This is a genomic window from Streptomyces thermovulgaris (genome assembly GCF_002155915.1).
Taxonomy (GTDB): Bacteria; Actinomycetota; Actinomycetes; order Streptomycetales; family Streptomycetaceae; genus Streptomyces; species Streptomyces thermovulgaris.
Genome location: NZ_MUME01000160.1, coordinates 13,403 through 30,808, shown reverse-complemented (window position 1 = coordinate 30,808; position 17,406 = coordinate 13,403). Strand labels below are relative to the sequence as shown.

18 protein-coding genes are annotated in these 17,406 nt (G+C 70.9%); 17 read left to right on the top strand and 1 reads right to left on the bottom strand.

Going from position 1 to position 17,406, the window contains the following annotated elements; genetic code table 11:
* Positions 1-238 precede the first annotated feature (238 nt).
* From CCN35_RS14735 to rfbB, 11 genes are all read left to right on the top strand, one after another.
* On the top strand, positions 239-568 hold the full coding sequence (locus tag CCN35_RS14735; protein WP_067398930.1) for a TcmI family type II polyketide cyclase: 330 nt from the start codon (positions 239-241) through the stop codon (positions 566-568).
* Positions 565-1,836, top strand: coding sequence for a beta-ketoacyl-[acyl-carrier-protein] synthase family protein (locus tag CCN35_RS14730; RefSeq protein WP_067398928.1), 1,272 nt, complete (start codon positions 565-567; stop codon positions 1,834-1,836). Before CCN35_RS14735 ends, CCN35_RS14730 begins: the two co-directional genes overlap by 4 nt.
* Positions 1,833-3,047 carry a ketosynthase chain-length factor gene (locus CCN35_RS14725; RefSeq protein WP_067398924.1) on the top strand — a complete coding sequence of 405 codons (1,215 nt, stop codon included), beginning with the start codon at positions 1,833-1,835 and terminating at the stop codon, positions 3,045-3,047. Before CCN35_RS14730 ends, CCN35_RS14725 begins: the two co-directional genes overlap by 4 nt.
* A 107-nt stretch (positions 3,048-3,154) precedes the next feature.
* Positions 3,155-3,424 (top strand): acyl carrier protein, encoded by a 270-nt coding sequence (locus tag CCN35_RS14720; RefSeq protein WP_067398922.1) that lies wholly within the window; start codon positions 3,155-3,157, stop codon positions 3,422-3,424.
* Positions 3,425-3,576: 152 nt separating this feature from the next.
* Positions 3,577-4,359 (top strand): 3-oxoacyl-ACP reductase FabG, encoded by a 783-nt coding sequence (gene fabG / locus CCN35_RS14715; protein WP_067398920.1) that lies wholly within the window; start codon positions 3,577-3,579, stop codon positions 4,357-4,359.
* 29 nt (positions 4,360-4,388) lie between these two features.
* Positions 4,389-5,324 (top strand): aromatase/cyclase, encoded by a 936-nt coding sequence (locus tag CCN35_RS14710; protein WP_067398918.1) that lies wholly within the window; start codon positions 4,389-4,391, stop codon positions 5,322-5,324.
* A gap of 2 nt (positions 5,325-5,326) precedes the next feature.
* Positions 5,327-6,838, top strand: a complete 1,512-nt coding sequence (locus CCN35_RS14705) for an FAD-dependent monooxygenase (protein WP_086792975.1) — start codon at positions 5,327-5,329, stop codon at positions 6,836-6,838.
* A gap of 104 nt (positions 6,839-6,942) precedes the next feature.
* Positions 6,943-7,812 carry a glucose-1-phosphate thymidylyltransferase RfbA gene (gene rfbA / locus CCN35_RS14700; RefSeq protein WP_067398912.1) on the top strand — a complete coding sequence of 290 codons (870 nt, stop codon included), beginning with the start codon at positions 6,943-6,945 and terminating at the stop codon, positions 7,810-7,812.
* Between the two features lie 29 nt (positions 7,813-7,841).
* The gene (locus CCN35_RS14695) at positions 7,842-8,522 is read left to right on the top strand and encodes an antibiotic biosynthesis monooxygenase family protein (RefSeq protein ID WP_067398945.1); all 681 of its coding nucleotides are present in this window, start codon (positions 7,842-7,844) and stop codon (positions 8,520-8,522) included.
* 46 nt (positions 8,523-8,568) lie between these two features.
* A complete protein-coding gene (locus tag CCN35_RS14690; protein WP_067398909.1) occupies positions 8,569-9,744 on the top strand; it encodes a nucleotide disphospho-sugar-binding domain-containing protein in 1,176 nt (391 codons plus the stop codon).
* Entirely contained in the window at positions 9,741-10,727 is a 987-nt protein-coding gene (gene rfbB, locus CCN35_RS14685) for a dTDP-glucose 4,6-dehydratase (protein ID WP_086792973.1), read from the top strand. The genes CCN35_RS14690 and rfbB overlap by 4 nt, the downstream gene beginning before the upstream one ends.
* 7 nt (positions 10,728-10,734) lie before the next feature.
* Here the strand turns inward: rfbB and CCN35_RS28400 are convergent, their stop codons facing one another.
* Positions 10,735-10,875 (bottom strand): hypothetical protein, encoded by a 141-nt coding sequence (locus CCN35_RS28400; protein WP_158100410.1) that lies wholly within the window; start codon positions 10,873-10,875, stop codon positions 10,735-10,737.
* On the opposite strand from CCN35_RS28400, the gene CCN35_RS14680 reads away from it, so the two are divergent.
* The 6 genes from CCN35_RS14680 (at position 10,868) to CCN35_RS14660 (ending at position 17,376) form a co-directional block, all read left to right on the top strand.
* Positions 10,868-12,361, top strand: coding sequence for an FAD-dependent monooxygenase (locus tag CCN35_RS14680; protein WP_067398906.1), 1,494 nt, complete (start codon positions 10,868-10,870; stop codon positions 12,359-12,361). The genes CCN35_RS28400 and CCN35_RS14680 overlap by 8 nt on opposite strands.
* 118 nt (positions 12,362-12,479) lie before the next feature.
* Positions 12,480-13,601, top strand: coding sequence for a DegT/DnrJ/EryC1/StrS family aminotransferase (locus CCN35_RS29465; protein WP_067398904.1), 1,122 nt, complete (start codon positions 12,480-12,482; stop codon positions 13,599-13,601).
* Positions 13,594-14,355, top strand: coding sequence for a class I SAM-dependent DNA methyltransferase (locus CCN35_RS14675; protein WP_236561202.1), 762 nt, complete (start codon positions 13,594-13,596; stop codon positions 14,353-14,355). The genes CCN35_RS29465 and CCN35_RS14675 overlap by 8 nt, the downstream gene beginning before the upstream one ends.
* Before the next feature lie 5 nt (positions 14,356-14,360).
* On the top strand, positions 14,361-14,963 hold the full coding sequence (locus CCN35_RS14670) for a dTDP-4-dehydrorhamnose 3,5-epimerase family protein (RefSeq protein ID WP_067398943.1): 603 nt from the start codon (positions 14,361-14,363) through the stop codon (positions 14,961-14,963).
* Positions 14,954-15,964: an NAD-dependent epimerase/dehydratase family protein gene (locus CCN35_RS14665; RefSeq protein WP_067398901.1), complete on the top strand. Its 1,011-nt coding sequence runs from the start codon at positions 14,954-14,956 to the stop codon at positions 15,962-15,964. Before CCN35_RS14670 ends, CCN35_RS14665 begins: the two co-directional genes overlap by 10 nt.
* Positions 15,961-17,376 (top strand): NDP-hexose 2,3-dehydratase family protein, encoded by a 1,416-nt coding sequence (locus CCN35_RS14660; protein WP_079129982.1) that lies wholly within the window; start codon positions 15,961-15,963, stop codon positions 17,374-17,376. Before CCN35_RS14665 ends, CCN35_RS14660 begins: the two co-directional genes overlap by 4 nt.
* The last annotated feature ends 30 nt before the right edge of the window (positions 17,377-17,406 follow it).

The window sequence follows — 17,406 nt, the reverse complement described above, 5'->3', positions numbered from 1 at the left end:
CGCCCCCATCTGCGACATCAAGAACTGACAGACACTCCCGCGTATTTCTCGTACCAGATTCTGACCAGGTTTGACATTCGTATGACCTGAACTCCCTTGAAAACGGCTGGAGAAGCTAAGAACCTGGTTTCCGGATCCCCTTTCCCGTGCTTCTCGGACTCTTCCGGGAGTCTTCGTTGTGAATTCGTCCGGTCGCCGTGTGGAATTACCGGAAAACTCTGTCGTGGAGGAGAGACGCATGCACAGCACTTTGATCGTGGCCAGGATGGATCCTGGTTCCAGCGGCGACGTGGCGAAATTGTTCGCGGAGTTCGACGCCGGCGACATGCCGCACCGCATGGGTACTCGGCGTCGTCAGCTGTTCTCGTACCGGGGGCTTTATTTCCATCTTCAGGACTTCGACTCGGACAACGGCGGCGAGCTGATCGAGCAGGCGAAGAACGATCCGCGGTTCATCCAGATCAGCAATGACCTCAAGCCGTTCATCCAGGCCTACGACCCGGCGACCTGGCGTTCGCCGGCCGATGCCATGGCGGTCCGCTTCTACCACTGGGAGGCGTCCGCGTGACGGGCCGGCGCGTCGTCATCACGGGGATGGAGGTACTGGCCCCTGGCGGCATCGGTACCAAGAACTTCTGGAGCCTGCTGAGCGAGGGCCGGACGGCGACCCGTGGGATCACCTTTTTCGACCCCTCCCCGTTCCGTTCCCGGGTGGCCGCGGAGATCGACTTCGACCCCGAGGAACACGGACTGAGCCCGCAGGAGGTCCGCCGCATGGATCGCGCCGCGCAGTTCGCCGTGGTCGCGGCGCGCGGTGCGGTCGCCGACAGCGGTATCGAGCTGGAGGAGTACGACCCGTACCGGGTAGGGGTCACCATCGGCAGTGCCGTCGGCGCCACGATGGGACTCGACCAGGAGTACCGGATCGTCAGCGACGGCGGTCGGCTGGATCTGGTCGACCACACGTACGCGGTTCCGCACCTCTACAACTACCTGGTGCCGAGCTCGTTCACGGCCGAGGTGGCCTGGGCGGTCGGCGCCCAGGGGCCGAGCACGGTGGTGTCCACCGGCTGCACCTCGGGCATCGACGCGGTCGGCTACGCGGTGGAGCTGATCCGGGAGGGCTCCGTCGACGTGATGGTCGCGGGGGCCTCGGACGCCCCGATCTCACCGATCACGATGGCCTGCTTCGACGCGATCAAGGCGACCACGCCGCGGCACGACAGGCCGGAGTGCGCCTCCCGCCCCTTCGACGGCACGCGCAACGGCTTCGTCCTGGGCGAGGGAGCGGCGGTGTTCGTCCTGGAGGAGCTGGGCAGCGCCCGGCGGCGCGGCGCGCACATCTACGCGGAGATCGCGGGATACGCCACACGCAGCAACGCGTACCACATGACGGGGCTGCGGCCGGACGGCGCGGAGATGGCCGAGGCGATCCGGGTCGCGCTGGACGAGGCACGGATGAACCCGGAGGAGATCGACTACATCAACGCCCACGGATCGGGCACGAAGCAGAACGACCGGCACGAGACCGCGGCCTTCAAGCGGAGCCTGGGCGAGCACGCCTACCGGACCCCGGTCAGCTCCATCAAGTCGATGGTCGGGCACTCGCTGGGCGCGATCGGCTCCATCGAGATCGCGGCCTCGGCCCTGGCGATGGAGCACAACGTGGTGCCGCCCACGGCCAATCTGCACACCCCCGACCCGGAGTGCGACCTCGACTATGTGCCGCTCACGGCCCGCGACCAGATCACCGACGCGGTGCTCACGGTCGGCAGCGGGTTCGGTGGCTTCCAGAGCGCCATGGTGCTCGCCCGGCCTGAGAGGAGTGCGGCATGAGCACGACCGCAGTGGTGACCGGTCTCGGCGTGGTGTCCCCCAACGGACTGGGAATCAAGGATTTCTGGGCGGCGACCAAGAGCGGCAAGAGCGGCATCGGCCGGATCACCCGCTTCGATCCGTCCCCGTACCCGGCGCGGCTGGCCGGTGAGATCCCGGGCTTCGTCGCGGAGGATCATCTGCCGAACCGGCTGCTGCCGCAGACCGACCGGATGACCCAGCTCGCGCTGGTGGCCGCGGACTGGGCGCTCGCCGACGCCGGGGTGACGCCCGCGGAGCTGCCCGAGTTCGACATGGGCGTGGTGACCGCGAGCCACTCCGGCGGGTTCGAGTTCGGCCAGGGCGAGCTGAAGAAGCTGTGGAGCCTGGGCAGCCAGCACGTCAGCGCCTACCAGTCCTTCGCCTGGTTCTACGCCGTCAACAGCGGCCAGATCTCCATCCGCAACGGGATGAAGGGGCCGAGCGGTGTCGTCGTCAGCGACCAGGCCGGCGGTCTGGACGCGATCGCACAGGCCAGACGGCAGATCCGCAAGGGGACCGCGCTGATCGTGTCCGGCGGGGTGGAGGCGCCCGTCTGCCCGTGGGGATGGGTGGCGCAGCTCGCGGGCAACCGGCTGAGCACCAGTGACGAGCCCGCACGCGCGTACCTGCCCTTCGACGCGGAGGCATGCGGCCATGTGCCCGGCGAGGGCGGGGCGATTCTCGTCCTGGAGGCCGCCGAGGCGGCGCGGAGACGCGGTGCGAAGGTCTACGGGGAGATCGCCGGTTACGGCGCGACCATCGACCCCCGGCCGGGCAGCGGGGGCGAGCCCGGGTTGCGCAGGGCTCTGGAGACCGCTCTCGCCGACGCCGGGGTGCGGCCCGGCGAGGTCGACGTGGTCTTCGCGGACGCGGCCGCGATCCCGGAGCTCGACCGGGCCGAGGCCGACGCGATCAACGCGGTCTTCGGGCCGGGGGGTGTTCCGGTCACCGCGCCCAAGACGATGACCGGCCGCCTGTACTCCGGCGCCGCCCCGCTGGACCTGGCCTCGGCGTTCCTCGCCATGGCGGACGGCCTGATCCCGCCCACGGTCAACACCGAGCCCTCGCCGGAATACGGCCTGGACCTGGTCACCGCCCAGCCCCGTCCCGCCGAGATCCGCACCGCACTGGTACTGGCCCGCGGTCAGGGCGGCTTCAACTCCGCGCTGGTCGTCCGAGCCGCGGACTAGGCGGCTTCGACTCCGCGCCGGCCGTCCGAGCCGCGGGCTGGGCGGACCCACCCCACGGCTCATGCCGCATCGAACGCATACCCGGAACACGAAGGGACCAACTCAACGTGGCCACCAAGGAATTCACCCTGGACGATCTCAAGCGGATCCTGCGCGAGGGCGCGGGGGCCGACGAGAGCGTCGATCTCGACGGCGACATCCTCGACACCGACTTCGAGGAGCTCGGTTACGAGTCGCTCGCACTGCTGGAGACGGGTGGGCGGATCGAGCGGGAGTTCGGGATCACTCTCGACGACGACGTCCTGACCGACGCCCGGACGCCGCGTGCGCTGATAGCGGCCGTCAACGCCCTGCTCGGAGCGGGCGCCGCCGCCTGAGCCGGCCTTCGGCGCCCGGCTTCGGGCCGCGGCACGGCAGCCGGCGATGACCGCGGGGCGGGCCCCCGAGCCTCGCCCCGTGGTCACCGCGTTGCGTTCCCGGCAGCCATCCCCGACAGACATCGCACCGCACCCCCATGGGAGAGGACAACATGGCGCAGCAGAAACGGGTCGCCCTCGTCACCGGAGCCACCAGCGGCATCGGCCTCGCCGTCGCCCGGCTTCTCGCCGAGCGGGACCACAAGGTGTTCATCGGCGCCCGTACCGCCGAGAACGTGGCGTCCACCGTCAAGGAATTGCGCGAGAAGGGCCTGGACGTCGACGGCACCGCCGTGGACGTACGGTCCGTCGAGAGCGTCAAGGCCTTCGTGCAAGCGGCGGTCGACCGCTTCGGCAGCATTGATGTGCTGGTCAACAACGCGGGCCGCAGCGGCGGCGGAGTCACCGCCGACATCGCCGACGAGCTGTGGGACGACGTCATCGACACCAACCTCAACAGCGTCTTCCGGGTGACCCGTGAGGTGCTGAACACCGGCGGCATGCGTCACAAGGGCTACGGCCGCATCATCAACATCGCCTCCACGGCCGGCAAGCAGGGTGTCGTCCTCGGCGCCCCGTACTCCGCCTCCAAGCACGGCGTCGTCGGCTTCACCAAGGCGCTCGGCAACGAACTCGCCCCGACCGGCATCACCGTCAACGCGGTCTGCCCCGGCTATGTCGAGACCCCGATGGCCCAGCGGGTCCGCCAGGGCTACGCGGCCGCCTACAACACCACCGAGGAGGCGATCCTCGAGAAGTTCCAGGCGAAGATCCCGCTCGGCCGTTACTCCACCCCCGAGGAGGTGGCCGGCCTGGTCGGCTACCTGGTCTCCGACACCGCCGCCTCCATCACCTCGCAGGCCCTGAACGTCTGCGGCGGTCTGGGCAACTTCTGACCCCCTTCCGACCCTCCGGAGAGGACATCATGACGACCCGACAGGTCGAGCACGAGATCACCGCCGACGCTCCCGCCGCCGCCGTCTACCGGCTGATCGCCGAGGTGGAGAACTGGCCGCGGATCTTCCCGCCCACCATCTACGTCGACCACCTGGAGCGCGGCGAGGGCGAGGAGCGGATACGGATCTGGGCCACCGCCAACGGCGAGGCCAAGAGCTGGACCTCCCGCCGCACCCTCGACCCGGAGAACCTGCGGATCACCTTCCGCCAGGAGGTGTCCACCCCACCGGTCGCCGCGATGGGCGGGACCTGGATCATCGAGCCGCTGTCCGGCACCTCCTGCCGGATCAGGCTGCTGCACGACTACCGCGCGATCGACGACGACCCGGAGGGCCTGAAGTGGATCGACGAGGCCGTCGACCGCAACTCGCGCTCCGAGCTGGCCGCGCTGAAGACCAACGTCGAGCTCGCGCACGCCTCCGAGGAGATCACCTTCTCCTTCGAGGACACCGTCCGGATCGACGGTTCCGCCAAGGACGTCTACGACTTCATCAACGAGGCCGGGCTGTGGGCCGAGCGGCTGCCGCACGTGGCCCGCGTCCGGCTGGAGGAGGACACCCCGGGGCTGCAGGTCCTGGAGATGGACACCCGCGCCAGGGACGGCTCCACGCACACCACCAAGTCGTACCGGGTGACCTTCCCGCACCACAGGATCGCCTACAAGCAGGTCACCCTGCCCGCCCTGATGACCCTGCACACGGGCTGCTGGACCTTCACCGAGGACGGGTCCGGTGTCGCCGCCACCTCGCAGCACACCGTGGTCCTCAACACGGCCGGCATCCCGAAGATCCTCGGCGCGGACGCCACCGTCGCGGACGCGCGTGAGTACGTCCAGGGCGCGCTCAGCACCAACAGCCGTGCCACCCTGGAGCACGCCAGGAACTACGCCGAGAAAAGGCGTTGACCATGGCCGCGCGCTTGCTGGAGACCGAGGTGCTCGTCGTCGGCGCGGGGCCCGTGGGGCTGATGCTCGCCGGGGAGCTGCGCCTCGGCGGCGCCGGGACGGTCGTACTGGAGCGGCGGAGCGCCCCGACCACCGAGTCGCGGGCCTCCACGCTGCACGCCCGCACCATGGAGCTCTTCGACAGCCGCGGACTGCTGGACGCCCTGGGCACCCCGCCCGACGAGCCGCGCGGGCACTTCGGCGGGGTGCCGCTCGACCTGACGCTGCCCAGCCCCTGGCCCGGGCAGTGGAAGGTGCCGCAGACCCGTACCGAGGAGCTGCTCCAGGAGTGGGCGCTCGGGCTCGGCGCGGATCTGCGGCGCGGGCACGACCTGCGGGCGGTGCGGGTCGCCGAGGACCATGTCGAGGCGGTCGCGGCGGGGCCCGGCGGCCGGACGCTGCGGATCCGGGCGCGGTACGTGGTCGGATGCGACGGGGAGAACAGCACCCTGCGCCGGCTGACCGGGGCCGAGTTCCCGGGGCAGGACGCGAGCCGGGAGCTGTTGCGTGCGGACGTGGCCGGGGTCGACATCCCGAACCGCCGTTTCCAGCGGCTGGAGAAGGGGCTCGCGATCGCCGCCCGTCGGGCCGACGGGATCACCCGGATCATGGTGCACGAGTTCGGCGCCGCCGCCGGCCCCCGCGTCACCGAGCCGGAGTTCGCCGAGGTCGCCCAGGTCTGGAAGCGGGTCACCGGGGAGGACGTCAGCGGAGGCACCCCGCTGTGGGTGAACTCCTTCGGCGACGCGAACCGGCAGCTCGCCGAGTACCGCCGCGGCCCCGTGCTGTTCGCCGGTGACGCGGCCCACCAGCAGATGCCCATCGGCGGTCAGGCGCTCAACCTGGGACTGCAGGACGCCGTCAACCTCGGCTGGAAACTGGCCGCCGAGGTGCGCGGCCGGGCTCCGGCGGGGCTGCTGGACACCTATCACACCGAGCGGCACACGGTCGGCCGGAGGGTCCTGTCCAACATCAGAGCCCAGGCCCTGCTGCTGCTCGGCGGCCCGGAGGTGGAGCCGGTGCGCACGCTGCTCGCCGAGCTCATCGCCACGCGGCCCGAGGTGCGGACCCACCTGGCCGGGATGATCTCGGGCCTGGACATCCGCTACGGCGCCGCCGACCTGGTGGACCCGCTGCTCGGCACCCGGCTGCCGTACACCGAACTGACCGGTCCCGCCGGGCCGTTGAGCACCACCGAGCTTCTGCGGACCGCAGGGCGCGGCCTGTTGCTCGACCTGGCCGGCGACGCCGGACTGCGCACCGCCGCGCGGCCCTGGGCCGACCGGGTCGTCACCGTGGCCGCCCGCCCGGCGGGGGACGGCCCGCTCGGTGCCGCCCGTGCCCTCCTCGTACGGCCGGACGGATACATCGCCTGGACCGGCGGGGAAGACGACGTGGAAACCGCGCTCGACAACTGGTTCGGCCCCGCCCGCCGTTCGGTTGCCATTTCCGGCAGAAATTCTGACAGAAATTGACGTCGCTCTGACCTGACAGCCCTTGAATCCATCCGGATGTCAGAAGAAGCTGGTCACTGGTTCCCCCGACCGCGACCCAGCAGAATTGCCTGGAGGCAGGGACAGTGAAAGGAATCATTCTGGCCGGAGGCCACGGGACAAGGCTTCACCCGATCACCCTGGGAATTTCGAAGCAATTGCTCCCGGTGTACGACAAGCCGATGATTTACTATCCACTGTCGGTGCTGATGCTCGCAGGCATCACTGACATCCAGATCATTTCCGCGCCGCGTGATCTGGGTGGTTTTCAGCGGCTGCTGGGCGACGGCTCGGACTACGGACTGCGCCTGACCTACGCGGAGCAGGACGAACCGCGCGGCCTCGCCGACGCGTTCATCATCGGCGCCGACCACATCGGCGACGACTCCGTGGCCCTGGTCCTCGGCGACAACATCTTCCACGGTCCCGGCTTCAGCGGCCTGCTCCAGGAGGTGGTCCAGGACGTCGACGGCTGCGTGCTGTTCGGCTACCCCGTGCGCGATCCCGAGCGGTACGGAGTCGGCGAGGTGGACGCCGAGGGCAACCTGGTCTCGCTGGAGGAGAAGCCGGCCCGGCCCAGGTCCAACCTGGCCATCACCGGGCTGTACTTCTACGACAACGACGTCGTCGACATCGCCAAGAACCTGCGCCCCTCCGCGCGGGGCGAGCTGGAGATCACCGACATCAACCGGGTGTACCTGAAGCGGGGCAAGGCGAAGCTGATCTCCCTCGGGCGAGGCTTCGCCTGGCTGGACACAGGCACCCACGACGCCCTCACCGAGGCCGGCCAGTACGTGCAGATCCTGGAGCACCGGCAGGGCGTGCGCATCGCCTGCCTCGAGGAAATCGCCTGGCGCATGGGGTTCATCGACCGAGAGGCCTGCCACCGGCTCGGAAAGAAGCTCGCGAATTCCTCGTACGGTCGTTATGTCATGGAGATATCGGCGGCCGGCTGAGAGTGTCCACCCTCGAACTGCGGAGAATCATGCCCTTCATTTCGCCCGACGACGGCTACATGACCCTGTTCAACCTCTTCGACACCGCCGACCGGGAAAAGCAGAACCAGGTGCTGGAGGCGATGCGGAACATCGTCGACAACGCCGACTACCCTGGCTGGATCTCCTCCACCGTGCACGCCGGACAGGACAATCCCGGCACCGCCAACTACATTCAGTGGCGCAGCGCCGAGGACCTCAAGGCGCGCTACGCCGGCAAGGAGTTCAGGACGAAGACCGTGCCGGAGTTCCACCGGCTCGCCACCAATGTGCAGCTCATCCAGACCGAGCTGGTCTTCGCCCAGCGGCACCCCTCGCTCGGGGGCGTCACCGAGATCTCCCCGAAGCGCGACGACTACACCGTGATCTTCGTGCTGCGCTGCGCGCCGGAGAACCAGAAGGCCCTCGTCGACACCCTCGCCAAGCCCGACGACTGGCTGCTGACGGTTCCCGGCTACCGCTCCCACGCCTACTTCCGCTCCCTCGACGGCACGGCCGTCGTCAACTACGCGCAGTGGGACAGCAAGGAGACCTACGACGCCTTCCACACGCTTCCCGAGGAGCAGCGGCCGCTCGACGTCCGAAAGGGCCGGGAGCGCGCCCGCTCCCTGTCCACGGGGCGCTGGGCGAACACCTTCCGCGTGTGGCACTCGCGCTCCGCGGCGAACTGACCCGCCACGGAACCTTCCCACGGACCAGGACCGGAGAAGCACAGCCATGCGCTACCTGTTCACCACCATTCCGGGGGCCTCGCACATGCTGCCCCTGGTGCCGCTGGCCCACGCCGCCCTCGCCGCCGGCCACGAGGTGCTCGTCGCGGCCGGCGGCCCCGCGCTGACCACCGCGGCTTCGGCCGGGCTGCACACCGTCGCCACCGACGACGGCCGGTCCTTGAGGCCGTACGAGGCCCTGGTCCGCCGGTTCGCCGAGACCGACGTGAGCTGGAACCTCACCCCCGGCGAGGTGATCGAGCACGTCGCCGGGGTCTTCGCCGAGGTCGCCACCGGCATGATCGACGGTCTGGTCGAGGCCGTCAGGACCTGGAACGCGGATGCTGTCGTCTATCCGCCGCCCGCCGTGGCCGGGCTGCTCGCCGCCCGCGCCGCCGGCATCCCCGCCGTCCTGCACGGCATCGGTACCCGGCGTCCCACCTTCCGTCCCGCGCTGCACCGCCTCGCCCCGGTCGCCGAGCGCCTCGGTGTCACCGCCCTGGACGAGGCCGAGGTGGAGATCGACCTGAGCCCGGCCTCCCTGGAGACCATCCACCAGGACGCTCCGCACCAGGGCGGCGCCGCTCACACGCTGCCGATGCGGTACGTCCCCTACACGGGCGGCGCACAGCTGCCCGACTGGGCGATGCGGCGCGGCGAGCGGCCCAGGGTCGCCGTCACGCTCGGCTCGCTGCGCTCCTTCTACAGCGACGGCGCGGGGCTGCGCGACATCATCAAGGGCACCGAGGAACTGAACGTCGAGGTGGTGCTCACCACCAGCGGCGCCGAACTGACCGCCCTGCCCTCGCCGCTGCCCGGCCATGTGCGCACCGTCGACTGGATACCGCTGCGGGCCCTGCTCACCACCTGCGACGCGATCGTGCACCACGGCGGCATGGGCACCATGTACGCCGCCTTCGACGCCGGTGTGCCCCAGCTCGGGGTGCCCATGGCGCACGACGACGGCTGGGCCAACGCCCAGGTGCCGGTGGCCCGCGGCGCCGGTCTGATGCTGGAGGGCCCCAAGGCCACCGGCGCCGACGTCGCGGCCGCGCTGCGCGAGCTGCTGGGCGAGCCGCGCTACCGGTCGGCGAGCCAGGAGGTGGCGGCGGAGATGCGGGCCATGCCGACGCCCGCCGAGGTCGTCGGCCGGCTCCCCGGACTGCTGGGGGCCGCGTCATGAGGGTGCTGGTGACCGGGGGCGCCGGGTTCATCGGCTCCCACTACGTGCGCTCCCTGCTCGCGGAGGAGTACGAGGGGACGCGGGGCATCGGCGTGACGGTCCTGGACAAGCTGACCTACGCCGGCAACCGCGCCAACCTGCCCGCCGAGCACCCGCGGCTGACGTTCGTCCACGGGGACGTCTGCGACCGGGCGCAGCTGCTCGACCTGCTGCCGGGACACGACGCCGTCGTGCACTTCGCCGCGGAGTCCCACGTCGACCGCTCCATCACCGGAGCCGCCGAGTTCGTCCGCACCAATGTGCTCGGCACGCAGACCGTCCTGGACGCGGCGCTGGCCACCGGCGTGGAGCGCGTCGTGCACGTCTCCACCGACGAGGTGTACGGCTCGATCGACGAGGGCTCCTGGACCGAGGAGTGGCCGCTGCTGCCCAACTCCCCGTACGCGGCGTCCAAGGCGGGCTCCGACCTCGTCGCGCGTTCCTACTGGCGCACCCACGGCCTCGACGTCTCGGTGACCCGCTGCTCCAACAACTACGGCCCGTATCAGCACCCCGAGAAACTGATCCCGCTGTTCGTCACCAACCTCCTTCAGGGACTTCCGGTTCAGGTCTACGGCGACGGACAGAACCGGCGCGAGTGGCTGCACGTCGACGACCACTGCCGGGCCGTCCACCGGGTGCTGATGCGGGGCGGGGCCGGCGAGATCTACAACGTGGGCGGCGGCACCGAGCTGACCAACCTGGAACTGACCGAGCGGATCCTGCGGCTGTGCGGAGCCGACCGCTCGATGATCCGGCACGTCGCCGACCGCAAGGGACACGACCTGCGGTACTCCCTCGACGACACCAAGATCCGCGAGGAACTCGGCTGGTCACCGCGCATCGCCTTCGACGACGGACTGGCCGGGACCGTCGCCTGGTACCGGGACAACCCGCAGTGGTGGCGGGCCGTTCGCACCACGCACGCGACGGCCGCCGTCTGACGCCTCGTCACACGGCGGCGGACAGCGGACGGACGGGGGCCGACGCCTCGCCGCAGCGCAGCTCGCAGCAGGCGGACGTGGTGCCCGGCGCCTCGTCACCGCGCAGCGCGCACACACCGAGCAGACAGGAGGGGACGTTCGTGGACACGGACGTGATCATCGTTGGTGCCGGGCCCACCGGACTGATGCTGGCCGGTGAACTCCGTCTCGGCGGAGCGCGGGTCGTCGTGGCGGAGCGCCTCGAGCGGCCCACGGGACAGTCGCGTGGCCTGGGCTTCACCGCCCGCGCCATGGAGTCCTTCGACCAGCGGGGCCTGCTGCCGAGGTTCGGCGACCTGGAGAGCAGCCCGCTCGGCCACTTTGGCGGCGTGCAGTTCGACTACACCGTGCTGGAGGACGCCCACTTCGGCGCCCGCGGCATACCCCAGTCGCAGACCGAGGCCGTCCTGGAGCAGTGGGCCACGGAGCTGGGCGCGGACATCCGGCGCGGCTGGGACATGCGCGCCGTGACCGACCACGGGGACCGCGTCGAGGTCACCGTCGCCACCCCGCAGGGCGAGCGGCGGCTGACCGCCGCCTACCTGGTCGGCTGCGACGGCGGGCACAGCACGGTCCGCAAGGCCGCCGGGTTCGACTTCCCGGGCACCCCCGCCACCCGGACCATGTATCTCGCCGATGTCCGCGGCTGCGGCCTGAAGCCGCGTTTCCTCGGGGAGAAACTGCCGAACGGCATGGTGATGGCCGCCCCGCTCGCCGAGGGCGTGGACCGCATCATCGTCTGCCCGCACGGCACCCCGGCCCGCGACCGCGACGAGACCGTCACCTTCGAGGAGGTCGCCGCGGCCTGGCAGCGCATCACCGGCGAGGACATCTCGCACGGCAGCGCCGAGTGGGTCAGCTCCTTCACCGACGCCACCCGCCAGGTCACCGAGTACCGGCGCGGGCGGGTGCTGCTCGCCGGCGACGCCGCGCACATCCACCTCCCGGCCGGCGGGCAGGGCCTGAGCACCGGAGTGCAGGACGCGGTCAACCTGGGATGGAAGCTGGCCGCCGAGGTGACCGGCTGGGCACCAAAGGGCCTGCTCGACACCTATCACGCCGAGCGCCATCCGGTCGGCGAGCGGCTGCTGAACAACACCCGCGCCCAGGGCATGATCTTCCTCGGCGGCGAGGAGGCCGACCCCCTGCGCGCACTGCTCACCGAACTCATCGCCTACGACGACGTCAAGCGGCATCTGGCCGGCTCGGTCAGCCATCTCGACATCCGCTACGACCTCGGCCCCGGGACCCATCCCCTGCTGGGCCGCCGGCTGCCGCCCCGGATGCTGCGCACCGCCGCCGGCGCGGCGACCACCACGGCCGGACTGCTGCACCAGGCGCAGGGCGTGCTGCTCGACCTCGCCGACGACACGGAGCTCCGCCGCGACGCCGAGGGCTGGAAGGACCGCGTGGTCACCGTGACCGCGTCCCTCGACGAGACGGAGACCCGCACCGACCCCTTCGCCGGCGCCGCCGCCGTCCTCGTACGGCCCGACGGCTATGTCGCCTGGACCTCGGCCGACGGGGAGCGGGTCACGGCCGCCCTGGAGCGCTGGTTCGGCCCCGCGGCACAGCAGGCGACGGCCACTCGCTGACCCCGGCCGGTCTGCTCCGGCGCGTCGAGGCCGCCTACGGCCCGGCCGTCGCCCGTGAGATCCGGCCCGGCCTGACCCCCGACCGAACCCCGAGCAACGTCAAGCAGGAGGCGATCGCGTGACCACCCGAGTCTGGGACTATCTGCCGGAGTACGCCGTCGAGAAGGACGACATCCTGGACGCCGTTCAGAAGGTGTTCGAGTCCGGCCAGCTGGTGCTGGGGGAGAGCGTCAAGGGCTTCGAGGCGGAGTTCGCCGCCTACCACGGGCTGCCGTACGCCACCGGCGTCGACAACGGCACCAACGCGCTCAAGCTCGCCCTGGAAGCGCTGGGCGTCGGCCCCGGCGACGAGGTCATCACGGTCTCCAACACCGCCGCGCCCACCGTGGTCGCCATCGTCGGCACCGGGGCCACACCGGTGTTCGTGGACGTCCGCGAAAAGGACTTCCTCATGGACACCGACCAGGTCGAGGCGGCCGTCACACCCCGGACCAAGGTGCTGCTGCCGGTCCACCTCTACGGCCAGAGCGTCGACATGGAGCCGCTTCGGCGCATCGCCGACAAGCACGGTCTGAAGATCCTCGAGGACTGCGCCCAGTCGCACGGCGCCCGCCACCACGGCCGTCTCACCGGCACCATGGGCGACGCGGCGGCCTTCTCCTTCTACCCCACCAAGGTCCTCGGCGCCTACGGCGACGGCGGCGCGGTCATCACCGCCGACGAGGAGACCGACCGGGCCATGAAGCAGCTGCGCTACTACGGCATGGACAAGGTCTACTACGTGGTGCGCTCGCCGGGGCACAACTCACGCCTGGACGAGGTGCAGGCGGAGATCCTGCGCCGCAAGCTCACCCGGCTCGACGCCTACATCGCCGGCCGCAACGCCGTCGCCCGCCGCTACGAGGAGCGGCTCGCCGATGTCACCGGCCCGGGCGGACTGCAGCTGCCCACCACCAACCCGGGCAACACCCACGTCTACTACGTGTACGTCGTGCGCCACCCCCGGCGCGACGCGATCATCGAGGCCCTCAAGGCCTACGACATCCACCTCAACATCAGCTATCCGTGGCCGGTGCACACCATGTCCGGCTTCGCCCACTTCGGCTGGACCAAGGGCTCCTTGCCGGTCACCGAGAAGCTGGCGGACGAGATCTTCTCCCTGCCGATGTACCCCTCCCTCCCCGAGTGGCTCCAGGACAAGGTCATCGAGGCACTGCGGGAGGTGCTGGCGCGTGTCTGAGGCGTCGGGGGCGGCATCCGGGACGACCGGCATCTACGACCTCGGCGATGTCTACGACGCCATCTACCGCGGGCGCGGCAAGGACTACCGCGCCGAGTCGGCCGTGGTGACCGAGCACATCCGCTTCCGGTTCCCGAACGCCGCCTCGCTGCTCGACGTCGGCTGCGGCACCGGCGGCCATCTCGTCCACTTCGCGCAGGAGTTCGCCGAGGTGCGGGGCATCGGCCTGTCCGACGGCATGCTGGAGGCGGCGCGCCGCAGACTGCCCGGCGTCCCCCTCGAGCGGGGCGACATGCGCTCCTTCCGGCTGGACGGCCGGTTCGACGCGGTCGTCTGTCTCTTCGCCGCCGTCGGCAACCTGACCGGCACGGACGAACTCGCCGGGACGCTCGCGTCCTTCGCCCGCCACCTCGTGCCCGGCGGTGTCGTCGTCCTCGAACCCTGGTGGTTCCCGGAGAACTTCACGCCGGGGTACGTCGACGGCAGCGTCGTCGCCCACAACGGCATGACCGTCGCCCGTGTCTCCCGCACCGTCCCCCACGAGACGCGCGACGCCGGCCGCATGGACGTGCACTGCCTCGTCGCCCGGCCCGGCCAGGGCGTGCAGCACTTCTCGGACACCCATGTGATGGCCCTCTACAGCAGGGCCCAGTACGAGGCCGCCTTCACCGGGGCCGGTCTCACGGTCGAGTACGTCACCGGTGAGTACCCCGGCAACGGCCTCTTCATCGGCATCAAGCAGAAAGGCGAGTGAACGCTGTGCAGGTGCACAAGCTCGGCATCGAGGGTGCCTACGAGTTCACCCCCTCCGTCCACCGGGACGACCGCGGCCTGTTCTCCTCCCCGTATCAGGAGACGGCGTTCACCGAGGCCCTCGGCCGGCCGCTGTTCCCGGTGAAGGACATCAGCCACAACCTCTCCGCCCGCGGAGTGCTGCGCGGCATCCACTACACCGCCACACCACCCGGCCGGGCCAAGTACGTCTACTGCCCCTACGGCCGCGTCCAGGACTTCCTGGTCGACCTCCGGGTGGGCTCGCCCACCTTCGGCCGGTGGGAGGCCACCCGGCTCGGCGGCGACGACTGCCGTGCCCTGTACATCCCGGTCGGCGTCGGCCACGCCTTTCTGTCCCTCCGGGACGACTCGATGGTCGTCTACGTGATGTCCGAGGGCTACGTCCCCGAGAACGAGCTCGCCGTCAGCCCGCTCGACCCCGAACTCGGGCTGCCGCTCCCGGCGGGCCTGCGGGTCCGCCAGTCGCAGCGGGACCTGGACGCGCCCACCCTCGCCGAGGCCCGGGAGCGGGGACTGCTGCCCGCGTACGAGGTCTGCCGGGAAGTGGAGGCGCAGCTGTGGCCGTGAACCCCCCGCTCGTGACACTGCTCGGTGCCACCGGATTCGTCGGCTCCGCCGTGCTGCGGGAACTCGCCCGCCGTCCGCTGCGGATCAGGGCCGTCTCGCGCCGTCCCGCTCCCGTCCCCCCGGACGCCCGGGCAGAGATCGAGGTGCACACCGCCGACCTCACGGCACCCGGTGCGGTCGCCGAGGCGGTCGCCGGTGCCGATGTGGTGATCCACACCGTGCTGTACAGCGCGGGTGCCACCACCTGGCGCGTCGAGAAAGGCGACACCGCCGCCGAACGCGTCAACGTCGGCCTGCTCCGCGACCTCGTGGAGACCCTGCGCGAGCGCCGCGCCGCCGAGGGCGGCACACCCGTACGGGTGCTCTGGGCGGGTGCCGCCTCGCAGGCCGGCCCCCAGGACAAGGAGGTGCTCGACGGTACCGAGACCGACCGGCCCAGGGGCGAGTACGACCGGCAGAAACTCGCGGCCGAACGGCTGCTGCTGGCCGCCGACGCCGAGGGCGTGCTGCGCGGCGCGGCGATCCGGCTGCCCACCGTCTTCGGCTACGCCCCCGAGTCCACCGCCCGCGACAAGGGCGTCGTCACCCTGATGACGCGCCGTGCCCTGGCCGGGGAGCCGATCACCATGTGGCACGACGGCACGGTCCGCCGCGACCTGCTCTACATCGAGGACGTGGCCCGCGCCTTCGCCGCCGCGGTGGACCACGCGGACGCGCTCGCCGGGCGGCGCTGGCTGCTCGGCACCGGCCGGGGCGAACCCCTCGGCGCGGTCTTCACCACCATCGCCGCCCTGGTCGCCGAGCACACCGGGAAGTCCGCGGTGCCCGTGGTCTCCGTACCGCCGCCCGCGCATGCCGAACCGGGCGACTTCCACAGCTTCGCCGTCGACTCCTCGGCGTTCCGCACCGCCACCGGCTGGCGTCCGCAGACGCCTCTGGACGAGGCGCTGCGCCGCACGGTCGCGTTCTGCGCCGAGGGCAGGGAGGAGAGTCTGTTGTGACCGTGTCCGCCGCACCCTCGCTCCGGCCCGCCCCGGTGCTGCGCCCGCGCGTCGCCGAGGACCTGGCCGCACGGCTGGCCCGCTCGGCCGCCGCCACCGGCGCCGGGCGCGACCTGCGCACCGCCGACGTCGACGACTGGCTCGCACAGCGGGCCCGCGCCCACCGCTTCCGGGTGGAGCGGGTCCCGCTCGGCAGGCTCGACGGCTGGTCCTTCGCCGACGGCACCGGCAACCTGGTGCACCACACCGGGCGGTTCTTCAGTGTCGAAGGACTGTCCGTCACCCTCGGCGAGGGTCCGGTGCGCTCCTGGCAGCAGCCCATCATCCGGCAGCCGGAGGTCGGCATCCTCGGCATCCTCGCCAAGGAGTTCGACGGCGTCCTGCACTTCCTGATGCAGGCCAAGATGGAGCCCGGCAACCGCAATGTCCTCCAGCTGTCCCCGACCGTGCAGGCGACCCGGAGCAACTACTCCACGGTGCACCGGGGCGCGAAGGTGAAGTACCTCGAGTACTTCACCGGACCCCGGCGGGGACAGGTCCACGCGGACGTGCTGCAGTCCGAGCACGGCTCGTGGTTCTACCGCAAGGCCAACCGGAACATGCTCGTCGAGGTCGGCGAGGACACCGAGGCCCCCCCCGACGAGGACTTCTGCTGGCTCACCCTGGGGCAGATCGGGGAGCTGCTGCGCCGCGACAACCTCGTCAACATGGACGCCCGTACGGTCATCGCCTGCTTCCCGCCGGTCCACTCCTTCCCGGGCGCGCTGCTCACCGACGCCGAGCTGCAGTCCTGGTTCACGGTCGAACGCTCCCGGCACGACGTGGACATCCGGCGGATCCCGCTGGACGAGGTCGAGGGCTGGACACGTGGTGAGGACGTGGTCGAGCACACCGACGGCCGGTACTTCCGGGTGGTCGGCGTCCGGGTCGAGGCCGGCAACCGGGAGGTCTCCCGCTGGGACCAGCCGTTGCTCGAGCCCGTCGGCACCGGTGTGACGGCCTTCCTGTACCGCCGTATCGGCGGCATCCCGCACCTGCTGGTCCACGCCAAGGTGGAGGCCGGGTTCCTGGACACCGTGGAACTCGCGCCCACCGTGCAGGCCAACCCCGGCAACTGGAGGCATCTGCCGCCCGAGGACCGCCCGCCGTTCCTGGAGCTGGCGCTGGACCCTCCGGCCGGCCGGGTGCGGTACGCGGTGGTCCACTCGGAGGAGGGCGGCAGATTCCTCAACGCCGAGAGCCGCTACCTCTTCATCGAGACCGACGACTCCCAGACCCCGCTGGATCCGCCTCCCGGCTACCAGTGGGCCACCCCGGGCCAGCTGAAAGCGCTGACCGCCCACGGGCACTACGTCAACGTCCAGGCCCGGACCCTTCTGTCCTGCATCGACGCCGGCGCCGTACAGCTGTAGCGCCGCTTCACGAGAGACGGTCCCGCCGGT